This is a genomic window from Pedobacter miscanthi, from assembly GCF_003315595.1.
Taxonomy (GTDB): Bacteria; Bacteroidota; Bacteroidia; order Sphingobacteriales; family Sphingobacteriaceae; genus Pedobacter; species Pedobacter miscanthi.
In genome coordinates this window covers 78174-96511 of sequence record NZ_QNQU01000022.1, presented here as the reverse complement: position 1 = coordinate 96511, position 18338 = coordinate 78174, and the positions used below count along the sequence as shown (strand labels likewise).

General features: G+C 40.7%; 12 protein-coding genes. 1 reads left to right on the top strand and 11 read right to left on the bottom strand.

Features of this window, described 5'->3' with window-relative positions; all coding sequences use genetic code 11:
• Window positions 1–4 precede the first annotated feature (4 nt).
• The 8 genes from DRW42_RS21905 to truA form a co-directional block, all read right to left on the bottom strand.
• Entirely contained in the window at window positions 5–1096 is a 1092-nt protein-coding gene (locus tag DRW42_RS21905) for a cyanophycinase (protein ID WP_113951000.1), read from the bottom strand.
• 55 nt (window positions 1097–1151) lie between these two features.
• Window positions 1152–2540 (bottom strand): RagB/SusD family nutrient uptake outer membrane protein, encoded by a 1389-nt coding sequence (locus DRW42_RS21900; RefSeq protein WP_113950997.1) that lies wholly within the window; start codon window positions 2538–2540, stop codon window positions 1152–1154.
• Between the two features lie 11 nt (window positions 2541–2551).
• Complete coding sequence (locus DRW42_RS21895) at window positions 2552–5857, bottom strand: TonB-dependent receptor (RefSeq protein WP_167437824.1); 3306 nt, start codon at window positions 5855–5857, stop codon at window positions 2552–2554.
• Between the two features lie 175 nt (window positions 5858–6032).
• Entirely contained in the window at window positions 6033–7205 is a 1173-nt protein-coding gene (locus DRW42_RS21890) for a FecR family protein (protein WP_113950993.1), read from the bottom strand.
• A 93-nt stretch (window positions 7206–7298) separates the two neighbouring features.
• Window positions 7299–7886, bottom strand: coding sequence for an RNA polymerase sigma factor (locus DRW42_RS21885; protein WP_113950991.1), 588 nt, complete (start codon window positions 7884–7886; stop codon window positions 7299–7301).
• 111 nt (window positions 7887–7997) lie between these two features.
• Window positions 7998–9824, bottom strand: coding sequence for a glycoside hydrolase family 2 protein (locus DRW42_RS21880; RefSeq protein ID WP_113950989.1), 1827 nt, complete (start codon window positions 9822–9824; stop codon window positions 7998–8000).
• A gap of 84 nt (window positions 9825–9908) precedes the next feature.
• Window positions 9909–11678 carry an ABC transporter ATP-binding protein gene (locus DRW42_RS21875; protein WP_113950988.1) on the bottom strand — a complete coding sequence of 590 codons (1770 nt, stop codon included), beginning with the start codon at window positions 11676–11678 and terminating at the stop codon, window positions 9909–9911.
• 108 nt (window positions 11679–11786) lie between these two features.
• The gene (truA, locus tag DRW42_RS21870; protein ID WP_113950986.1) at window positions 11787–12539 is read right to left on the bottom strand and encodes a tRNA pseudouridine(38-40) synthase TruA; all 753 of its coding nucleotides are present in this window, start codon (window positions 12537–12539) and stop codon (window positions 11787–11789) included.
• 203 nt (window positions 12540–12742) lie between these two features.
• On the opposite strand from truA, the gene DRW42_RS21865 reads away from it, so the two are divergent.
• The gene (locus DRW42_RS21865; RefSeq protein WP_113950984.1) at window positions 12743–13210 is read left to right on the top strand and encodes a DUF4293 domain-containing protein; all 468 of its coding nucleotides are present in this window, start codon (window positions 12743–12745) and stop codon (window positions 13208–13210) included.
• Between the two features lie 195 nt (window positions 13211–13405).
• Here DRW42_RS21865 and DRW42_RS21860 read toward each other — a convergent pair whose 3' ends face one another.
• The 3 genes from DRW42_RS21860 to DRW42_RS21850 form a co-directional block, all read right to left on the bottom strand.
• Window positions 13406–14491, bottom strand: coding sequence for an Ldh family oxidoreductase (locus DRW42_RS21860; protein ID WP_113950983.1), 1086 nt, complete (start codon window positions 14489–14491; stop codon window positions 13406–13408).
• Window positions 14492–14611: 120 nt separating this feature from the next.
• Complete coding sequence (bshC, locus tag DRW42_RS21855; protein ID WP_113950981.1) at window positions 14612–16198, bottom strand: bacillithiol biosynthesis cysteine-adding enzyme BshC; 1587 nt, start codon at window positions 16196–16198, stop codon at window positions 14612–14614.
• A 69-nt stretch (window positions 16199–16267) separates the two neighbouring features.
• Entirely contained in the window at window positions 16268–18109 is a 1842-nt protein-coding gene (locus tag DRW42_RS21850) for an alpha-L-fucosidase (RefSeq protein ID WP_113950980.1), read from the bottom strand.
• Between the last annotated feature and the right edge of the window lie 229 nt (window positions 18110–18338).

Sequence of the window (18338 nt, the reverse complement as noted above, 5' to 3'; positions counted from 1 at the left end):
TATTTTATTGATCTTTTTTGTTTAAAACACCATTATCGATCCACCACCAATACCATTTTCCGCCGGTGGCTTCATTTGCTTTAAAGTTAGCAACATTAAAGTTTCCGCCACCATTAACTGAAGCCGGAATTTCATAAACCGATACGGCCTGTTCGCCATTGTTCCAGTTTACTTTTTTATAAGCTTCGAACTGTTCTGGCTGTTTTGCCGCATCCGAAACGATAAAATAAGCATAACTATATGGTCTGGTGGCAGAATAATCACCAAAAACCTTTGCTTTTCCGTCTTTATCAATGCAAACAGCCGTTCTTTCGTCAGAAGCAATGCATTTTGCAGGTGTTTTCCAATCTTTATTAATCCTACCCAAAAATACTACTGATCTTCCGTCGCGATCACGTGTTAAATAATGCTGATCGGTAATCACATTCTGCAGATAAGGTGCTCTTAAAAAATCGTTGTTATACAAGGTAATGTTGGTATCGTAAGGATTTGCCAGTGCCTGCGCCGAGGTTACGCCGCCGGTTTCGCCACTGTAATAAAAACCACCCAGAATGGCACAACCTGCACTGGTGCCGCCAACCGGCGCTTTTTTATCATTTAACAGGTAATTTAAGGCCTGCTCGGTTTTGGTACCTTTCCAGTATTTCATATAATCAGACTGATCTCCTCCGGCAATAAAAACCATTTCGGCATTACGGATAATGTTGGCGACGGTATCGTTATTGGCCAGTTCTTTAGAATTGATCAAAAGGGTTTCAACAGAGTTAACGCTGCCTAAACCATTGATATAGGGATTATAAGCATCGGTTCCGGTTGCACGCAATACCACTACATCGCCACCTCCGCTTCTTTCGATCATCCATTTAAAAGCGGCATCTACGTCGGTACCACCGCCCATTAAAACCATACCACCATTAACCATTTTGGTTACATTGGCGCTATCGCCAACAATCCCGATCGAGGCTGGCCTCCGCTTTACAGCAGGTGTACCGCCACCACCTCCACCAGTTGGTGATCCCGGATTATCGGCTGATTTGCTACAGCCCATTACGGAAATACATAAGGCCATAAACAGAATGAAAAATGAATGTTTCATATCTATAATTGATCATCCCGGCAAATACATTGCATTTACCGGGATATGTTTTTAATTAGTAACCCGGATTTTGAACGGTATTTTTATTTACCGAGATTTCTAAAGCTGGAAGCGGAAAAGCATACTGTGCCCGTGTTACCGGAAGCGTTACTGCACCTGATGCGTTTACAGCATCAGCAGCAAGTCGTTCTACAGGTAAATTCCTCCTTTTCAGATCGAAGAAACGGTGACCTTCAAAAGCCAGTTCTTTATATCTTTCATCCAAAATTGCGGTAATTAAAGTTGCCTTATCGGCAAAAGCAGCATCGGTATAGCCATTAATACGGGCAGCACGCAAAGCATTTAAATCGCCAGCGGCATCACCAGTTGATTCGGCTTCGGCCTCTGCTTTAATCAGGTACATTTCGCCTGTACGGAACAGTTTAATATCTGCCAAGCCAGGAACCGCAGTAGATCCGGCATATTTCTTTACCAGGTATTGCGATTTGGTACCGGTACGCGTGGCATCGAACTTAATGTATGCAGGGTATCGTAAATCATTAACTTTATCAAAGGTATTGATCAATTTAAAAGCTGGTGCATACAGCACAATCTCACCGGTTTGGCGGAAATAAAATTCGCCAATGCGCGAATCATTTGTTCCTATACGTTTTGCTTTCCAGATTACTTCATTGTCATTTGCATCCGTCCAGATTCCAGGAAACTGTGCCTTGGTGGCCAAAGGATATGCTGCAATGGCTTCATTGGCATAGGTAATGGCTTCGCTCCAGTTTTTCTCATAAAGTGCCAGTCTGGCCTGAATGGCCGAAACGGCAGCTTTTGTAATCCGTGTTTTATCGGTAAAAGTAGTTGGAATTAATGCTTTGGCAGCTACTAAATCAGCTTTTGCATTGGCTACCACGGTTTCGAAATTATCTCTTGCAGGATAAGAAATAGTCGAAATCTTCATATAAGGCACACCTAAAGCACCTGTTTGGTACGAAGAGGCATAATTGCGTAAAAGTTCGAAATGGAAGTAAGCACGTAAGGCCAATAATTCTCCACGGTAGCGGGCACCCAAGGTTGCATCTGCACCAGTTAGTGTTAAAGCATCTAAGCCTGCCAAGGTTCTATTTATACGGTCGATTGCGGTATAGTAGGTAGCATAATTTGATGTTACCGAGCCATTTGCAGCTGTATAAATCCACCTGAAGGCATCGCTGTTCCCTACCGTATTTTCGGTTGGATAAGTAGCCTCGTCCGAAACAGTAGAAACCACAGTCATGGTTGATCCATCTACCAGGGCATAGCCCCCCAACAAACCTAAATTGATATCGCTGATATTCCTGAATGCCTTATCGGGCGAAATGGTATCGGTTGGAACTAAATCCAGTTTGGTACAAGATGCAGTTAGGATGAGTAGCGAAAATATAAGTGTGTATTGTTGAAATATCTTATTGATCATTGCTGTAAATATTAAAAGTTAACATTAAGACCTGCAGTATAAGTTCTGGTATTTGGATACTGGAAACGGCCATAAACGGCATTATTTTCAGGATCTAAACCTCTCCATTTGGTCCAGGTGAATAAATTCTGTCCCTGAACAAAGATTTTAACACCTTTAATGATTTTGGTTTTTTCGAGTATGTTTTTAGGCAGTGAATAGCCAATTGTTAAATTTCTTAGCCTTAAGAAAGATGCATCCTGAATATCCTTAGAGGTAAAGTTTCTTGGTACATCAAATTTTTGCAGAATGGCATCATCTCCGGTATCGCCAGGGGTTTGCCACCTGTTTTCCAACATCCTCACTGTTTGGTTACTGGTTGCATAACGCTGATTTTCGTTATAAAAATCTTCGTTGTTCCAGCGCATCACGTTTGATACGAAAGCGAACAATGCGGAAGCCGTAATGCCTTTATAACTTAATGAAGTATTAAAACCACCGGTAAACGTTGGATAAAGACTACCCGAATTGGTTGTGCTCTGGGTATTTACATTATAAGTGGCAGTAACCGATCCATCAAGGTTATAATATTGCGCTTCTCCTGTTTGTGGGTTTACCCCCGCCCAATCTGGTGCATAATACGTGCCATAAGGCAAACCAACCTTTAAAATACGGGTATCACCGTCAGGATACGAATCAACTAAGTCGGTAACATGGAGAATTTTGTTTTTGTTGTAACCTGCATTAACACCTAACGACCAGGTAAAATCTTTGCTTCTGATTACATCGCCACTCACTTCAAATTCAACCCCTCTGTTACGCATCACCCCTGCACTTAGGTTTAATTCGCTAAAACCCGAGGTTGCAGAAAGCGGTTGATTAATAAACATGTTGGTTGTTTTTCTATTGTAATAATCTACGGTAACGCGTAATCTGTTACTAAACATCGCCAAATCGAAGCCGGTGTTAAATTCCTTTACATATTCCCAATCAAATTGTGCATTACCCGGTGTTGTAGGTTTTATCGCCGGAGCGTTACCATAAGAAGAACTAACAGCATAGGTAGGCAGGTAAAGGAAATCGCCACCAAATGGACTGGCGGTAATACCGTAACTTCCACGGACCCTTAAATCGGAAATCAATTGAGAAGATTTTAAAAAGTCTTCGCCTTTTACATTCCAGTTTGCACCGATTGAATAAAAGCCGTGCCATTTGTTCTCGGGAGCTACCTTTGTTGATCCATCATAACGGTAACTTCCCGATATGGTATATTTACTATCGTATGTATATCTGGCTACACCCATAATCGATGCCAGTGCACTTTTTGTTTTACCTCCGGTTGTGCTTGGCAAATAGGTTGCACTGTTGGTAACGCCTGCAGGTGTTTCTGGCAAACGGCCATCAATCCCATAAGCGCTAAAACCGAAAGAATTATAATTGTTGTACACATACTCGTAAAAAGCTGATGCTTCAAAATCGTGTACTTCGTTAAACTTTTTCGCATAGGTTAAACCTGTAGTCGAAATAATATTAAAATTTCTCCTGCTTGCATCAGTCAGCCTTCCTTTACCACCCAAGGTATTGGCCACACTTCTCGATCCGTAATAAGAATCGGGGTTTATAAACTGCTGATCGGTTGATTGGCGGTAGTCGATACCTGCACGGGTGGTAATTTTTAATTCAGGCAAAATCTGATAAGCAAAGGAAGTACTGATAATCGATTTTAACTGATCGGTTTTATCAGAAGAGTTGAGCAAACGTTCTAAAGCCTGACTACCTTCGCGCTGATCGAGGATAAAATACGATGATTTGTTGCCCGGATGTACCAAAGTACCATCAGATGCATAAGGCTTTTCGTAAGGCAGCGCATAATAAACGGCAGCCATGGCTGTACCTGCACCTGTTGATCCCTCACCTTCGGTAAAACTCGATTCTGAGTAGCCTAAAGATAAATTCACACTACCACTAAATTTGTCATCTTTAAAATCAACGTTACTCCTTAACGAATAACGGTCTAAACCGGTACGTTTGGCAACTCCTTCCTGGCTATAGTAATTTAGTGAATTGTAAAAACGCAGGTTTTCATTTCCTCCGCTAATGCTTACCTGATGCTCCTGAAATTTGCCCCTCTGGAAGAAAATGTCCCTCCAATCGGTATTGATCTGTTTTAAACTGTCTAAAATAAAATCGGCACGGCTACGCGATGCAGCTGTTCCGGCAGCATATGCCGGGTTTTTTGGAGAGTAAGTCCAGCCCGGACCTAAAGTACGGCCAAAACTTGCACCAATTTCTTCTTCAAACTGCAAACGTTGAGCAGTATTCATCATCTCAAAATTTGGCCGGCTAAGGTTTGAGAAACCATATTGAGAGGTATAATTTACCGCAATTTTACCCGCTTTACCTTTTTTGGTGGTGAGTACGATTACCCCGTTTGACCCCCTAGAGCCATATAAAGCTTTAGCAGATGCATCTTTTAAAACCGTTGCCGATTCGATATCTTCAGGATTGATCGTCTGGAAATAACCGGCTTCAATCGGTACGCCATCCAGTACAAAAAGTGGCGTTGAAGATCCGTTTACACTACCGATACCACGAATTACGACAGCGGCGCTCTGCCCCGGCTGACCAGAAGTAGAGATTACACTCATGCCCGGAACGCGACCCTGTAAAATCTGATCAACAGTTAAACCTGGTACATCGTTTATTTTATCGGCCGTAACCAACGATGTGGCATTTGCAGATTGTGTTTTGGTATAATTGGTATAGCCGGTTACCACAATATCGCTCAAATTACCTGCCGAAGGACTTAATTTTAAAGTACCCAACTGGCTTTTGGCCAATATTTCGCGGTCAGCATAACCAATATAAGAAACAACCAAAACGGCGTTTTCGTCTACATTTTTTAGGATAAAATTTCCGTTGTTATCAGTAACCGCAACAGCCGATTGGCCTTTAACCTTTACCGTTGCCCCTGGCATTGGATTACCATTTTCATCAACGATTTTCCCGCTTACATCAATGGCTTTTGCATTGTTGTTTTTGGAAAATGGCATAATTAAAATGGTATTTTCCTTTATTTCCCAGCTAAAAGGCTGCGATTTCAGTACCTGCGTGAGTACATCCTTAATTTCTGCATTTTTAAGGTCGATAGTTACCGGTTTCGATTGTTTTTCGATTAAATCAGCATCATACAGGAAGAAATATCCGCTCTGGCGCTTAATTTCTTTTAAAACACGCACAAGTGGTACGTTTTTTTGGTTTATGCTAATGTTTTGTGAAAATGCCGAAGCACTTACCTGCACGCATAAAACCGTCATTAGAATAATAAAAAGTTTCATAGTCCTAATAAATGGTTGGTTAAAATAGTTTGTAATACAGCCCGCAGCCTTTGGGGCATCGGATTGATTACCTTGAGTGTAAAAGTTCATACATTCAGTCTGGTTTAGGTGTGAATTGATTAGTTGTTGGTTTGTGAGCGTTTTTAAATTATTGATCTGTTTTTACCATAGGCCCTTATTTTTCCGGTAATACTTTTAAATTTCTTCCTTCTACAATTTCGAACCTGATATTCCCGGTTTTTTCCAACATTTTTAATACTTCAGATAGTTTGGCCTTCCGCGGAACCATACCATTATATTTTTTATCCGGAACCGAGCTATAATCGATATTGATATCGTACCATCTTTCCAACTGACTTAAAATGCTTTTCAGGTTGGCATTGTTAAACTGGAAAAGACCGTTTTTCCAGGCCGTTTCATCGTCTGTGTCAACTTCTGCAGCCAACCTGATGATGCCATTTCCATCAGCGACAGATTGTTCACCCGGTTTCAATATCCTTACTGATTTGCCATTGCTTACCCGCACACTTCCTTCCAACAATGTGGTTTTAATGGTATTATCGTCCATATAGCTATTGATGTTGAAATGTGTGCCCAACACCTCTACGTCCTGGTTATGGTTTTTAACATGGAAAGGTTTTGCTTTATTCTTAGCCACTTCAAAATAAGCCTCGCCGGTAAGCTCTACCCTGCGTTCGTTACCTGTAAATACTTCGGGATATTTTAAAGAGGAAGCGGCATTTAGCCAAACTTTCGTTCCATCAGGCAGAATGACCTGGTACTGCCCGCCTTTCGGTGTTTGAATGGTATTGTATGAAACAGTCGACTTTGTTTTTAAATCGCCCTGATCAAGAATGGTGTACACCAATTGCCCATCTTCCGTTCTTGAGATTTTTAAACCATCTTTATCGCTGATATCTGTTGAAGTATGTTCATCCAGCACCACTTTCGATCCATCGGCGAGCGTTAAAATGGCTTTATCTGTTCCGGGTAGCACATCCAGTTTTTTGTTTACCGCAATTTCACTTTTAATAACAGGCTTTGATTTATTCAGAAAAACAAAGGCGATGCCCGACATGAGCAGCAGTACCGCTGCTGCCGAAATATATTTATAAAGCGGAACAATCTTTTTTCTTTGAGGCAAATCAATTTTAGACTTGATGGCCATAAAATTGGCTTCTGCCATTTCCTTCAGTTCATCTGCATTTTGCCCGTCGAGAACATTGGCATTTTTATCCAGATACTGGTAATATTTTTCTACAAAAAGGATTTCTTCTGCTGTTGCTGTACCAGCCACATAACGCTGGATGATTTTTTGCAGTTCTTTTTGATGATTAAAAGGGGTCATTTTTGCTGGCTTTTATATAGATGTACCAGAAAGCAGAAAATATCCCAAAAGAATCTGAAAATATTTTAAATAAAATTAAAAAGAAGAATAAACTTATTTTGAAACCGCTGAAATTACCACAGAAACCACTAAAAAGAGATGCGTTAACCTTAAACGCAGGGCCTGAGTGGCAGTTGTTAACTGATTTTGAACTGTTTTTTGGGAAATATCGAGTTCAACGGCAATCTGTGCAGAAGATAAACCTTCAAAATAATGCAAAACAAATATTTTCCTGCGCTTTTCGGGAAGGGCTTTGATAAATAATTCGATTAATTCGGCAACTTCTCTCTCGAGCAAGATCCCATCAGCCTGTAATGGTGAAATCAATTCGTTTTCGAAAGATTCGGCAAAAAAACTATTCTTAGGGTTTCGGGCAATATGCTTTAATACCTGAAAACGTACCGCAGTGTGCAGATAAGCCAATGGCTTTTCTATATCGAGTTCAGCTTTTCTGTTCCAGAGGTCGGTAAAAATATTCTGGATGATATCCTGGCATTTCTCTTTTTCGGGCAGGCGTTTGTAGGCAGCATTGTAAAGTTCTACCCAATAGAGATTATAAATTTTGCCAAACGCAGCCTCATCTCCTTGCTTTAGTAAGTCAAAAAGGGCATGGTCGTGCTCACTATTTCTCTCGATATTCAAATGATTAGGCTGGTTGCGAACTCAAACATAATCATTTTTAAGGAATTACGTAAATGCTTTCATACAAGAGTTCATGCTTCTACAATGAATTCGGAAACATTTTTCCGGTTATCATTTGTTTTCGGCTGAACCCAGGGTCCTGCCCGATTCGATAATTGCCCTGTTAATTTCCCTTACACGTTTGATATCCATTTTTTCCACTTCACGATCGTAGGTGAGTAAACCATTTATTTCATGTTCAACATCCGTAGTTTGGGTATAAACCGCTGTACTGAGTCCTTTATAAAGCATCAGCTGTTCAACCTGCTGCATCAGCAGCACATAGCGATCAGTAAGCGCATTAACGGTAGGCTCGTATCCATAAGCATTATTTTCAACAGGCCACATGTGCCCCCTTACAAAAAGCCCGATACCGCCATATTCGCCAAGTGAAGCGGCTCGCCTTTCATCAGGTTTAGAGGCCCCGTTCGGACCAATATAAATATGTGTATCTACAAAATCACCATTCCCGGGGTCGCCCAATGGTTTCTGATAGCCAGGATTATTATTAAACCCGGAGTTACCATTAACCAATCTGGATGGATCGTACTTTTTTACCCATGCCGTGATTTCCTTAACATCAAATGCACCCCAGTTTTCGTTAAAGGGCACCCAACTGACAATTGACGGCGAGTTGTGAAGATCGTCCATCACGGCTTTAAGCTCTTTTCTGAAAACGCTGCGGTTTTTCAGTGTATCTTCATTCTGATACCACATAGCAGGCATATCCTGCCAAACCAGAATTTCCATTTTATCAGCCCAGTAATAAAACCGCTTCGATTCGGTTTTCATGTGCTTCCGGATGAGGTTAAAACCTGCATTCTTTGTAAATTCAAGATCAGATTTTAGTGCTTCTTCAGTTGGTGCGGTTAAAATTCCGTCTGGCCAGTAACCCTGGTCGAGTAAACCCACCTGCATTTCGAACTTTCCGTTCAGGAGTGGCCTTACCACACCATTTACTTTACCCAGCTTAATATCGCGCATCCCAAAGTAACTCATGACCTCATCTGTTATCTTTCCGTTTTTATCTTTGAGCACGATTTTTAGGTCATATAGAAAAGGATCACCCGGCGACCATAGTTTTGGTTGGTTTATCGGGAGAAATAACTGGCTACCTGCTGCACCCGTTACCTGCGAAACAGTTTTGTTCCCCTCGAGTGCAGTTGCCTCAATCTGCCCATTAGCTGCTTTAGCAGTAAGAATGAGGCGATTGTTTGTTACATCAGGTGTAATGCGGATCTGCTCGATATAAGTGCTGCCAACGGGCTCCAGCCATACGCTCTGCCAAATACCTGAACTGAAAGTATAATCACCCCGCGGACCATTTTTCCCGGAAGGGGCTTTTCCATCGTTGGGATCGTAGGCTGCTACAACCAATATATTGGAGCCCGCTTTTAAAAAAGTAGTAATATCAAAACCAAAAGCATCGTAAGCACCAGAATGGCGACCAGCAAGCTTACCGTTAACAAATATTGTTGCGTTATGATCTACACCATCAAAATGTGCGATAACTTTTTTGCCTTTCCAATCTGCAGGAACTTCGAACGTTCTTTTGTACCACATATTGATTTCCTGCTTACGCTCAATACCAGAAAGAAAAGATTCGGGGCAGTAAGGCACAAGTATTTTTTCATTCTTGCCCGTAAAATCAATCGCCTGCGTTCGTTCTAAGGCCGATGGTGCATTTTTGCCACCCTTATATTCCCAGTTCCCATTCAGGTTGAGCCAGTTTTTGCGCTGGAGCTGTGGCCGCGGGTAATCAGGAAAAGGTATTTTGGCCGTCGCCGCAGGTGCTGTCCATTTGGTAGGCAGTTTGGCAACCTGGGCACGCAGCGCTACTGAAAGCAACAGGGCCAATGTTAAAAACAAGCAGTTTTTAAAGGTAGATTTTAAATTCATCAGGCAGGGATATGGTTGATTCCATGCAAAATAGCCATAATGAACTGCCGGGTCAAATTAATTTCAGGAAATGGATTGCAATTGTTACACTTTAGCAATTCCTTTGGAAGAGAACTGCAGATCGTAAAGTTTTTTGTAGTAACCGTTTAGTTTTAATAATTGCTGGTGTGTACCCTTTTCTTTAATCTCGCCCTTATCAAGTACAATAATCTGATCGGCTTTCTGGATGGTTGATAAACGGTGGGCGATTACGATTGAGGTACGGCCTTCCATTAAATTATCGATGGCTTTCTGGATCAGTAATTCAGTTTCGGTATCAACCGATGAAGTAGCTTCATCAAGGACCAAAATGGCGGGATTATGCACCAGTGCACGAATAAAGGAAATCAGCTGCGCCTGACCGGCCGAAAGTGTTGCCCCTCTTTCCATCACATTATATTGATAACCACCTGGTAAACGTTCGATAAACTCGTGTGCACCAACCTTTTTGGCCGCGTTTATCACTTCTTCAATGGTAATTTCAGGATTATTAAGGGTAATGTTATTTAAAATCGTATCTGAAAATAGAAAAACATCCTGAAGTACGGTTGCAATGTTACTTCTGAGGTAATTCAGGTCAAAATCTTCAATATGGATGCCATCAACGGTAATTTCTCCTTTTTTAACTTCGTAAAAACGGTTAAGAATATTAATGGTTGATGATTTACCCGCTCCTGTTGCGCCAACCAAGGCCACAGTTTGCCCCGATTTTACCTCAAAAGATAAATCCTTCAACACGTAATTTTCATCATTATAGGCAAACCAAACATTTTCAAATTTGATGTTTCCTTCCAGTTTTGCAGGTTTCTGTGTTCCCTCATTCGGCGTGGTTTCATCAGTATCCAAAACTTTAAATACCCTTTCGGCACCCACCATGCCCATTTGTAAAGTATTAAATTTATCGGCCAGCTGACGGATTGGTGTAAAAACCATGCCCAGGTAAATGATAAACTGTGTAATGGTACCCGGAGTTACATCCAAAGGTTTGGAAAGGATACTTTTTGCGCCATACCAGACCAATAAGCCCAGCGACATGGCCGAAATAAGTTCTACTACAGGAAAAAATATAGAATAATACCAGTTCGAACGGATATTGGCATCACGGTAGCGTTTGTTAATGGCATAAAACTTTCTGTATTCCTGTTTTTCCCTCGCAAAATACTGCACAATAGAAACGCCTGTAATGTGTTCCTGTAAAAAAGTATTGAGGTTGGATACTTCATTCCTGATTTCCTGAAAAGCCACTTTTATGGCTTTCTGGAATTTACGGGTAGCCATAATCAACAGCGGAATAGGCAAAAGCACCACTAAACTCAATTCCCAATCGGTATAGAGCATCACCCCCACAATTACCACAACCTGCAAACTATCGCCTATCATGGAAATTAAACCCTCTGAAAAGATATCGGCAATGGTTTCGAGATCGGAAACGGTACGGGTAATTAATTGTCCGATGGGTGTTTTATCGAAAAATTTTAACCGAAGTTGAGTAATGTGGTTAAAAACATTGATCCTTAAGTCGCGGATAACCGACTGCCCCAATGTATTGGTTAAAAGTGTGTGGTTATACTGGATCAGCGTTTGCAAGATCAGCATAAAGATCATCAACATCGTCATGTTTACCAAACCAGGGTAATTTCCGGTCAGAATATAATGATCGAGGGTATATTTTATCAAAAACGGACGAACAGGAGAAATAGCCGCCAACAGGATAGTTAAAACCACCGACCACACAAAAACGGCACGGTAAGGCTTTACATATTTAAAAATACGTTTCAGTAATCCTGTGTTGTATACGTCGCCTGTAACTGCCATGTTATGGTTAACTGTTTAATCGTCTAAATTGGTTAACTGCCGCTTGGGATGACTGGTAATTGTTTAAATTGTTAAGGTTGCAATTAACCGATTAACCAGTTTATACAGTTAACCCAAGTATGGATACTCAATCTTCACTAAATACAAACCGCATGCAGGTACTGATTGTCCGGCTTTACTGCGGTTTTTACTTTCTATTATTGCTTTAAAATCGTCTAAATTTATTTCTTTTTTGCCAATCTGCACCAATGTACCCATAATTGCCCGTACCATATTCCTTAAAAAGCGGTCGGCACCTATGGTGAAAACCAATCCGTCTCCCTGCGCTTCAAAAACAGCTTTTGTAACCTTGCAGTTATTGGTAAAGGTTTGGGTATTTGATTTGCTGAAACAGGAGAAATCGGTATAATTTAACAAAAGCGCTGCTGCCTGGTTCATCGCCTCTACATCTAGTTTATCTTTAAGCAACCATGAGCGGTTAACTTTAAAAGGATCTTTTTCGAAGTGCACATAATATTTATAGGCACGTGCAGTGGCATCAAAACGGGCATGGGCTTCATCATGTACCGGAATGATGCGTTTGGCTGCAATTTGATAGGGCAACATGGCGTTAATACCGGCAATGGCATTTAAAACCTTTGCTTCCTCAACGTTTTCAACATCAAAATGGGCATAAAAATCAGTTGCATGTACGCCTGCATCTGTTCTGCCACAGCCCAGCGTTTCTATCGGCTGACGAAAAAAAACAGACATAGCTTTATCCAGCAATTCCTGAACGGTGATTGCATTGGGTTGAATTTGCCAGCCATGGTACAAACTGCCATCATAAGCCAACTGGATGAAATACCTTTTTTTACTCAAAGCGATGCAAAAATACAATTTGACGACCAAAGCGCAAAGCGCCTGACGCCGGGCGTTTTCATTTCTTAAATGCTGAATCACCTTAAAAAGGCTCTTTATATTTCCTAAAACTGTACCTAAACTATTTGAGCTATGTCATCAACTTTTTTATCCTTTATTCTTTTACCAAAAACAGTTAAGTTTGCCTTAAATATTAAATTAACATGATACAAAGAATACAATCGATCTGGTTTTTTTTGGCGGCATTAACCCTGGTTTTAATGTTGTTTTTACCCATTGCAAGCAAGGAAATAGCTGGCACTCAATCTGAAGTATATTCCAGTGGTTTATTTCAGATTATTGAGGGAAAAGCCGGTTCGCCATTTAAAATACAATCCTTTTTACCATTATTGATCACTAATATTGCTATTGCTATCCTTTGCTTCATCAATATTTTTACCTACAGAAAAAGAGCTTTCCAGAAACGTTTTGCCATCCTTTCTATTGTATTAATCGGTGGATTTGCGTTTTGGTGCAGTATTTATGCAAAAAAACTACCTGGTGGCATTGAAGGTGCCAGTTTTGGCATTGGCGCTTATTTACCAGCACTTGCTATCTTATTTATTGTTTTGGCCATTTTCGGCATCAATAAAGATGAAAGATTGATCCGTTCGGCTGAGAGATTGAGGTAGTAGCGAATATATCTTTTCAGTTATCGTCATTTCGAGCAGAGTGTAACGTAGTCGAGAAATCTGTCTCGAGATAGATCTCTCCGCTCCACTACCGATGAAGAATCGGTACAGGTCGCGTTCCGGTCGAGATGACGATGCTTTTTATAAAGTCTTTTCCAGTTAACCGATTTAAACAATTAACCGGTTAACATAAGCCTATTTCAGCTCTGCTATCCCTAACTTCACAGCAAGTTCATTCAGGTCTTTTACCACCACATCGATCAATGGGATGCCGCTTATTTTTCTTTCCTGTTCAAATTCGTGTTCAGGTTCGCCGGGAATGATCACTTTTTTATCGGGATCGATTGTTTTTGCACTTTTAAAGCGCTCTACCCAATTATCTAAATGATCTTTGAATTCGGTAGCCGGCCTGAAACCATCAACCCGCATCGCGCCTAAAAAGTGGCCTAATCCTTCGCCAACCGGGTTTGCAGAAGGTTCTAAAAATGCGACGAAAGGTGGCACCCAGGGACCGTAATTGGCACCAGAAAGCACAGCCGATAAAATATCAACCGTAGCGCTTAGCCCATAACCTTTATGGCTTCCATGATCTTTATCACTGCCCAGCGGTAATAATGAACCACCGTTTTTCAGCTCGTTTGGGTCGGTGGAGTTTTCACCATTTTTATCCTGAACCCATCCATCAGGAATACTTTTATTGGCGCGTTGTGCAATTTCGAGCTTACCGTTTGCCGCAGCAGCAGTAGCCATATCAACAATTACCGGCGGATATTTGCCGGCAGGGAATGCATAACACATCGGGTTTGTACCCAATAAACGTTCGTTGGCATAAGTTGGGGCAACCAGCGGGCTTGCATTCGTCATGCTGATACCGATCATATCTTTTTCTACCGCCATTAAAGCATGGTAACCAGCAATCCCAAAGTGATTGGAGTTTTTAACTGATACCCAGCCACTGCCATACTTTTCGGCTTTTTCTATGGCAATTTTCATCGCAAATGGCGCAACCACCAAACCTAAACCAGCATCGCCATCTACAGTTGCAGTAGTTGGGGTTTCGTGCACAATTTTAATGTTAGGTGTAGCATTGATCCTTTTCTTTTCCCACAAGCGCACATAACCACTTAAACGGGCCACACCGTGCGAATCGATACCACGTAAATCCGAACGGATCAAAACATCGGTTGCCAGCTCAGCGTGTTCATCAGAGCAGCCCATTTTTTTAAAAACGTTGTAGGTGAAGGTCCGGAGATTGGTTTCGGTAAAGGTGATGGAGTTCATGTTAGCAGGGGGTGTTAGTAGCAAGTATTGAGAAGCAAGTATTGAGTAGCAAGTATCAGGTAGCAAGTATCAGGTAGCAAGTATGAAGTATCAGGTATCAAGATTGACTCTGGACTAATATTAAGGCAATAAAACCGTAAAATCGCCGCCTAATGGTTCGAAATTTTCGATACAGGAAGAAAGAAAATCTTCGCCGTAATTCACATACATCGGCGCAATGTTCAATATCCTTTCCTGCAAGGTTCCATTGGGGAAAAGTCTTTTCTTTACATTATCAATTTGTACAAGTGCCGTTTCATGTTTTCGTTTTTCTGCACGGAACAGTTTTTTTTCAAGATTGGCCAGTAAATGATTGGTTTTCTGTTTCGCGGTATCAGTTGAAACAGAAAGCGTTTTATCAATCTTATAGGCATTTAACTTAATCTGATCGAAAATACTGTTAATGGCCCTTGTTTCGTCGGCTAAACTTAGTTGGACAGTTGTATTACGCTTTACCCAGATGTTTTTTAACTCCTCAACAGGTAAGAAAATATCTTCTAGTGAGAAACCCAGGTTGTATAAATTCTGCGCGCTGCGTTTATCAATCAGTATCGCAGAGTTACGTAGTAAAAGTACCGGAAAATCGACATTATAAAAATCGAAATTGTCTTTTAACTGCATCCAATACGCTACTTCTGCCCCACCGCCGATGTAGGCAATGTTTGGTAAAATCACTTCCTGGTACATGGGTCTCATTACCACATTCGGACTGAACCGTTCGGGATGTGAATCAATTTCTGTCCTCAGCTCTGATTCAGTAAAACTGATATCGGTATGGTTTACCACATATTTACCTTTTTCGAAAATCAAGCGTTCACGCAGGTTATCGATCAGATAGAAAAAGTTAATATCACGACCGTTCACCTGGGTTTTATAGCCCAGATCTTCGAGATTTTTAGAACTGTTATCGATGTTTTTGGCACTGTTGTGCTTTATGATATCTTCGGTAATGATATTGGCAAATTGCTTTTTTAATTGGGCATCATCGGCATTTACAATCACCAAACCATATTTTTCGAACAGGTTATTCACCAAAAAGCGAGTAGCATCGGCTAAGTTATCATGCTGTAAATAAGCCTGTTCTACCAATTTGGCAATCCTTTTTCCGTTTTTCGAAATACCGAGATAACCTTTATAGGCAGTTACGGCAGCTTCAACAGTTTTGGTACTCAATCTTCCGGTTGCACCATTGGTTTGCTGTATCCAGCTGATGTTTTTTTCATCAACACTTACATGGTTAATTTCGTCAAAATCGTGATCCTCTGTAGCCATCCAATACACCGGAACAAAGTTTTTGTCGGGATGTGCCATTTTCAACTCAATGGCGAGGTTAATGGTGGTTACAATTTTGTAAATAAAATAAAGCGGACCGGTAAAAAGGTTTAACTGGTGACCTGTTGTTACGGTAAAAGTGTTATCAAGACTTAAAAGCTCAATATTTTTGGTAACCGATTTATTAGGTTGAAGATGTTGGTATTGATCTTGCAGTACTTTTACTAAAGTAGCACGATTGCCGAGAAAATTCCTTTCTTCAATGGCTTTGGCTAAACCCTCCATATCAGGGCGGTAACTGTAAAACGCCTTGAGCTGTTCTTCGTTATTAATATAATCCAAAACCAGTTTTGAAAAAGACCCGGTTTCCTGATATGAGATATATTTTGCCTGCATGATGTGCGAAAGTAATGCAATTTAAGGATAATTATAAAGTTGCGTTACTATTTTACAATTGTTAAATAATTAGAGGTTACTCTCAATCGCACCTACTTTTTCGCGGTATAACTCAATCGGGCTGTCTAAAAGCACCGCAATTACTGTCAATTCAGGATCCAGTTTATCCTCGGGCACCGGAATGTACACGATACCGGGTATCTTGCTCCAATAGAGTTTGTTATAAATTTCGTGCTGCAGCATGGTCCCTTCGCCAACCACCCTGATCCTGCTGATGTTGTTTTTTAAACCTTTAATGGCGATTGGGCCGGTCGGTTTACCTTCTACAAATAAATAAAGCGTTTGTTTATCGGCAGAAAGAACTGTATTACCCTGGTAATGCCCCGCAGGAATTCCTCCTGTTGTTTTGGATAGTGCTTCAGCATTTTTGATTACCCAATTGTTCACAGTTTGATCCAAAGGTTTAATATTAGCGTTGAAATCCATTCCATCAGCTACTAAATTAGTGTCGTTAAAAATGTTGGAGCCTTTATCTAAACTATTGGCCAATTGCTTTAGCTTATAAGAAGTTAGATCCAATTTTTTATTCTCCGTTAATAAATCTTTTAATGAAATGGCTTCATTTTCGGTTTCAATAAGATCAATTGGATCCTCTAAATTTACCTTTACCACGGTTACATCCTGATCAAAATCAGTTGAAGGGATATTGAATATATAATCTGAAGCATTAATGTTGGCGAATTTTACCTGACTGCCGCCAACAAGCTGCATATTCTTTACCCTTGGTTTTATACCTTTTAATACAATACCTTCATCAGTTTTATAATCCAGATAGAGGAATAAGGTTTTTCTGTCTTTGGATAGCGTAGTTTTTCCGTTGAAATGTTTTGGAGAAATACCTGCTAGCGTGCCATAAATCGCTTCGCTATGTTTTTTGGTCCAACGGCCCAGATCTTTTAAAATCTGTACCTGTTCGGGCGCTATGGTTCCATCTGCTTTTGGACCGATATCCAATAATAAATTCCCTCCCATACTGATACAATCAACCAGGGTACGGATGATCATGTTCGACGATTTATAGTGATTATCGTAAGGCTGGTAACCCCACGAATCGTTCATGGTATAACAGAGTTCCCATTCGGGCGAATTCGGTTTTACTACAGGTACACCCTGCTCAGGGGTATCGTAATCGCCGTGACCGTTTAAACGCGAATTGATGATGACGTTTTTGTTTACCTTCCTCAGGTTCTCCAATATATTTTTGGCCTGCCATTCTTCTCCACTGTGTTCCCAATCGCCATCAAACCACACAAGGTCAGGATTGTATTGAGCAGAAAGTTCGTTTAACTGCCCCTGAAAATAGTTCTGGAATTTTTTAAAACGGGCCTGATCCTTTTTATAATCGTAACGTTTTCTGTCACGGGTAAAAACATCATAATCCGGATAACTCCAATCGGGTAAAGAAAAGTACAAACCTGTCTTTAATCCAGACTTTTTGAGTTCAGTCACGAACGGCGTGATCAAATCTTTTTTAGCTGCACTATTTTTTAAGGTTGTGGTGGCTAAAGGAGCTTTACTGTCCCAAAGGGCTACACCATCATGGTGTTTGGTGGTGATTACTGCGTATTTAGCACCACTTTCTTTAATCAGGTTTACCCATTCTGCAGGTTTATATTTTGCAGCGGTAAAACCATTAAGCTGTTTCATGTAAGCATCGTGATTAATGTAATTGTTAAAAAACGACCACGATTCGGAAATACCATTAACCGAATAAATACCCCAGTGAATAAAAATACCCAGTTTGGCATCGGCAAACCATTGCATTTTTTGGTTGGAGGCTGCTTGTTGGGCAGAAAGTGGATTGCTTATTAAGAATGGAAATAATATGGTTAGGAATCTTAAATAACGCATGATATTGTTTAGTATATATAAACGTTAAATATAATATTTCACCTACTGTTAATGATAATATTTTTTGATTTTGTGTCGGATAGTAATATCCACGCCACGAATATCAATAAGGCGGCGTCATCTCGACTGAAACGCAGTGTAATGGAGAGATCTGCCTCGAGATAAATCTCTCGACTACGTTGCACTTCGCTCGAGAGGACGATACGGGGAAAGCTCCACTAACAATGAC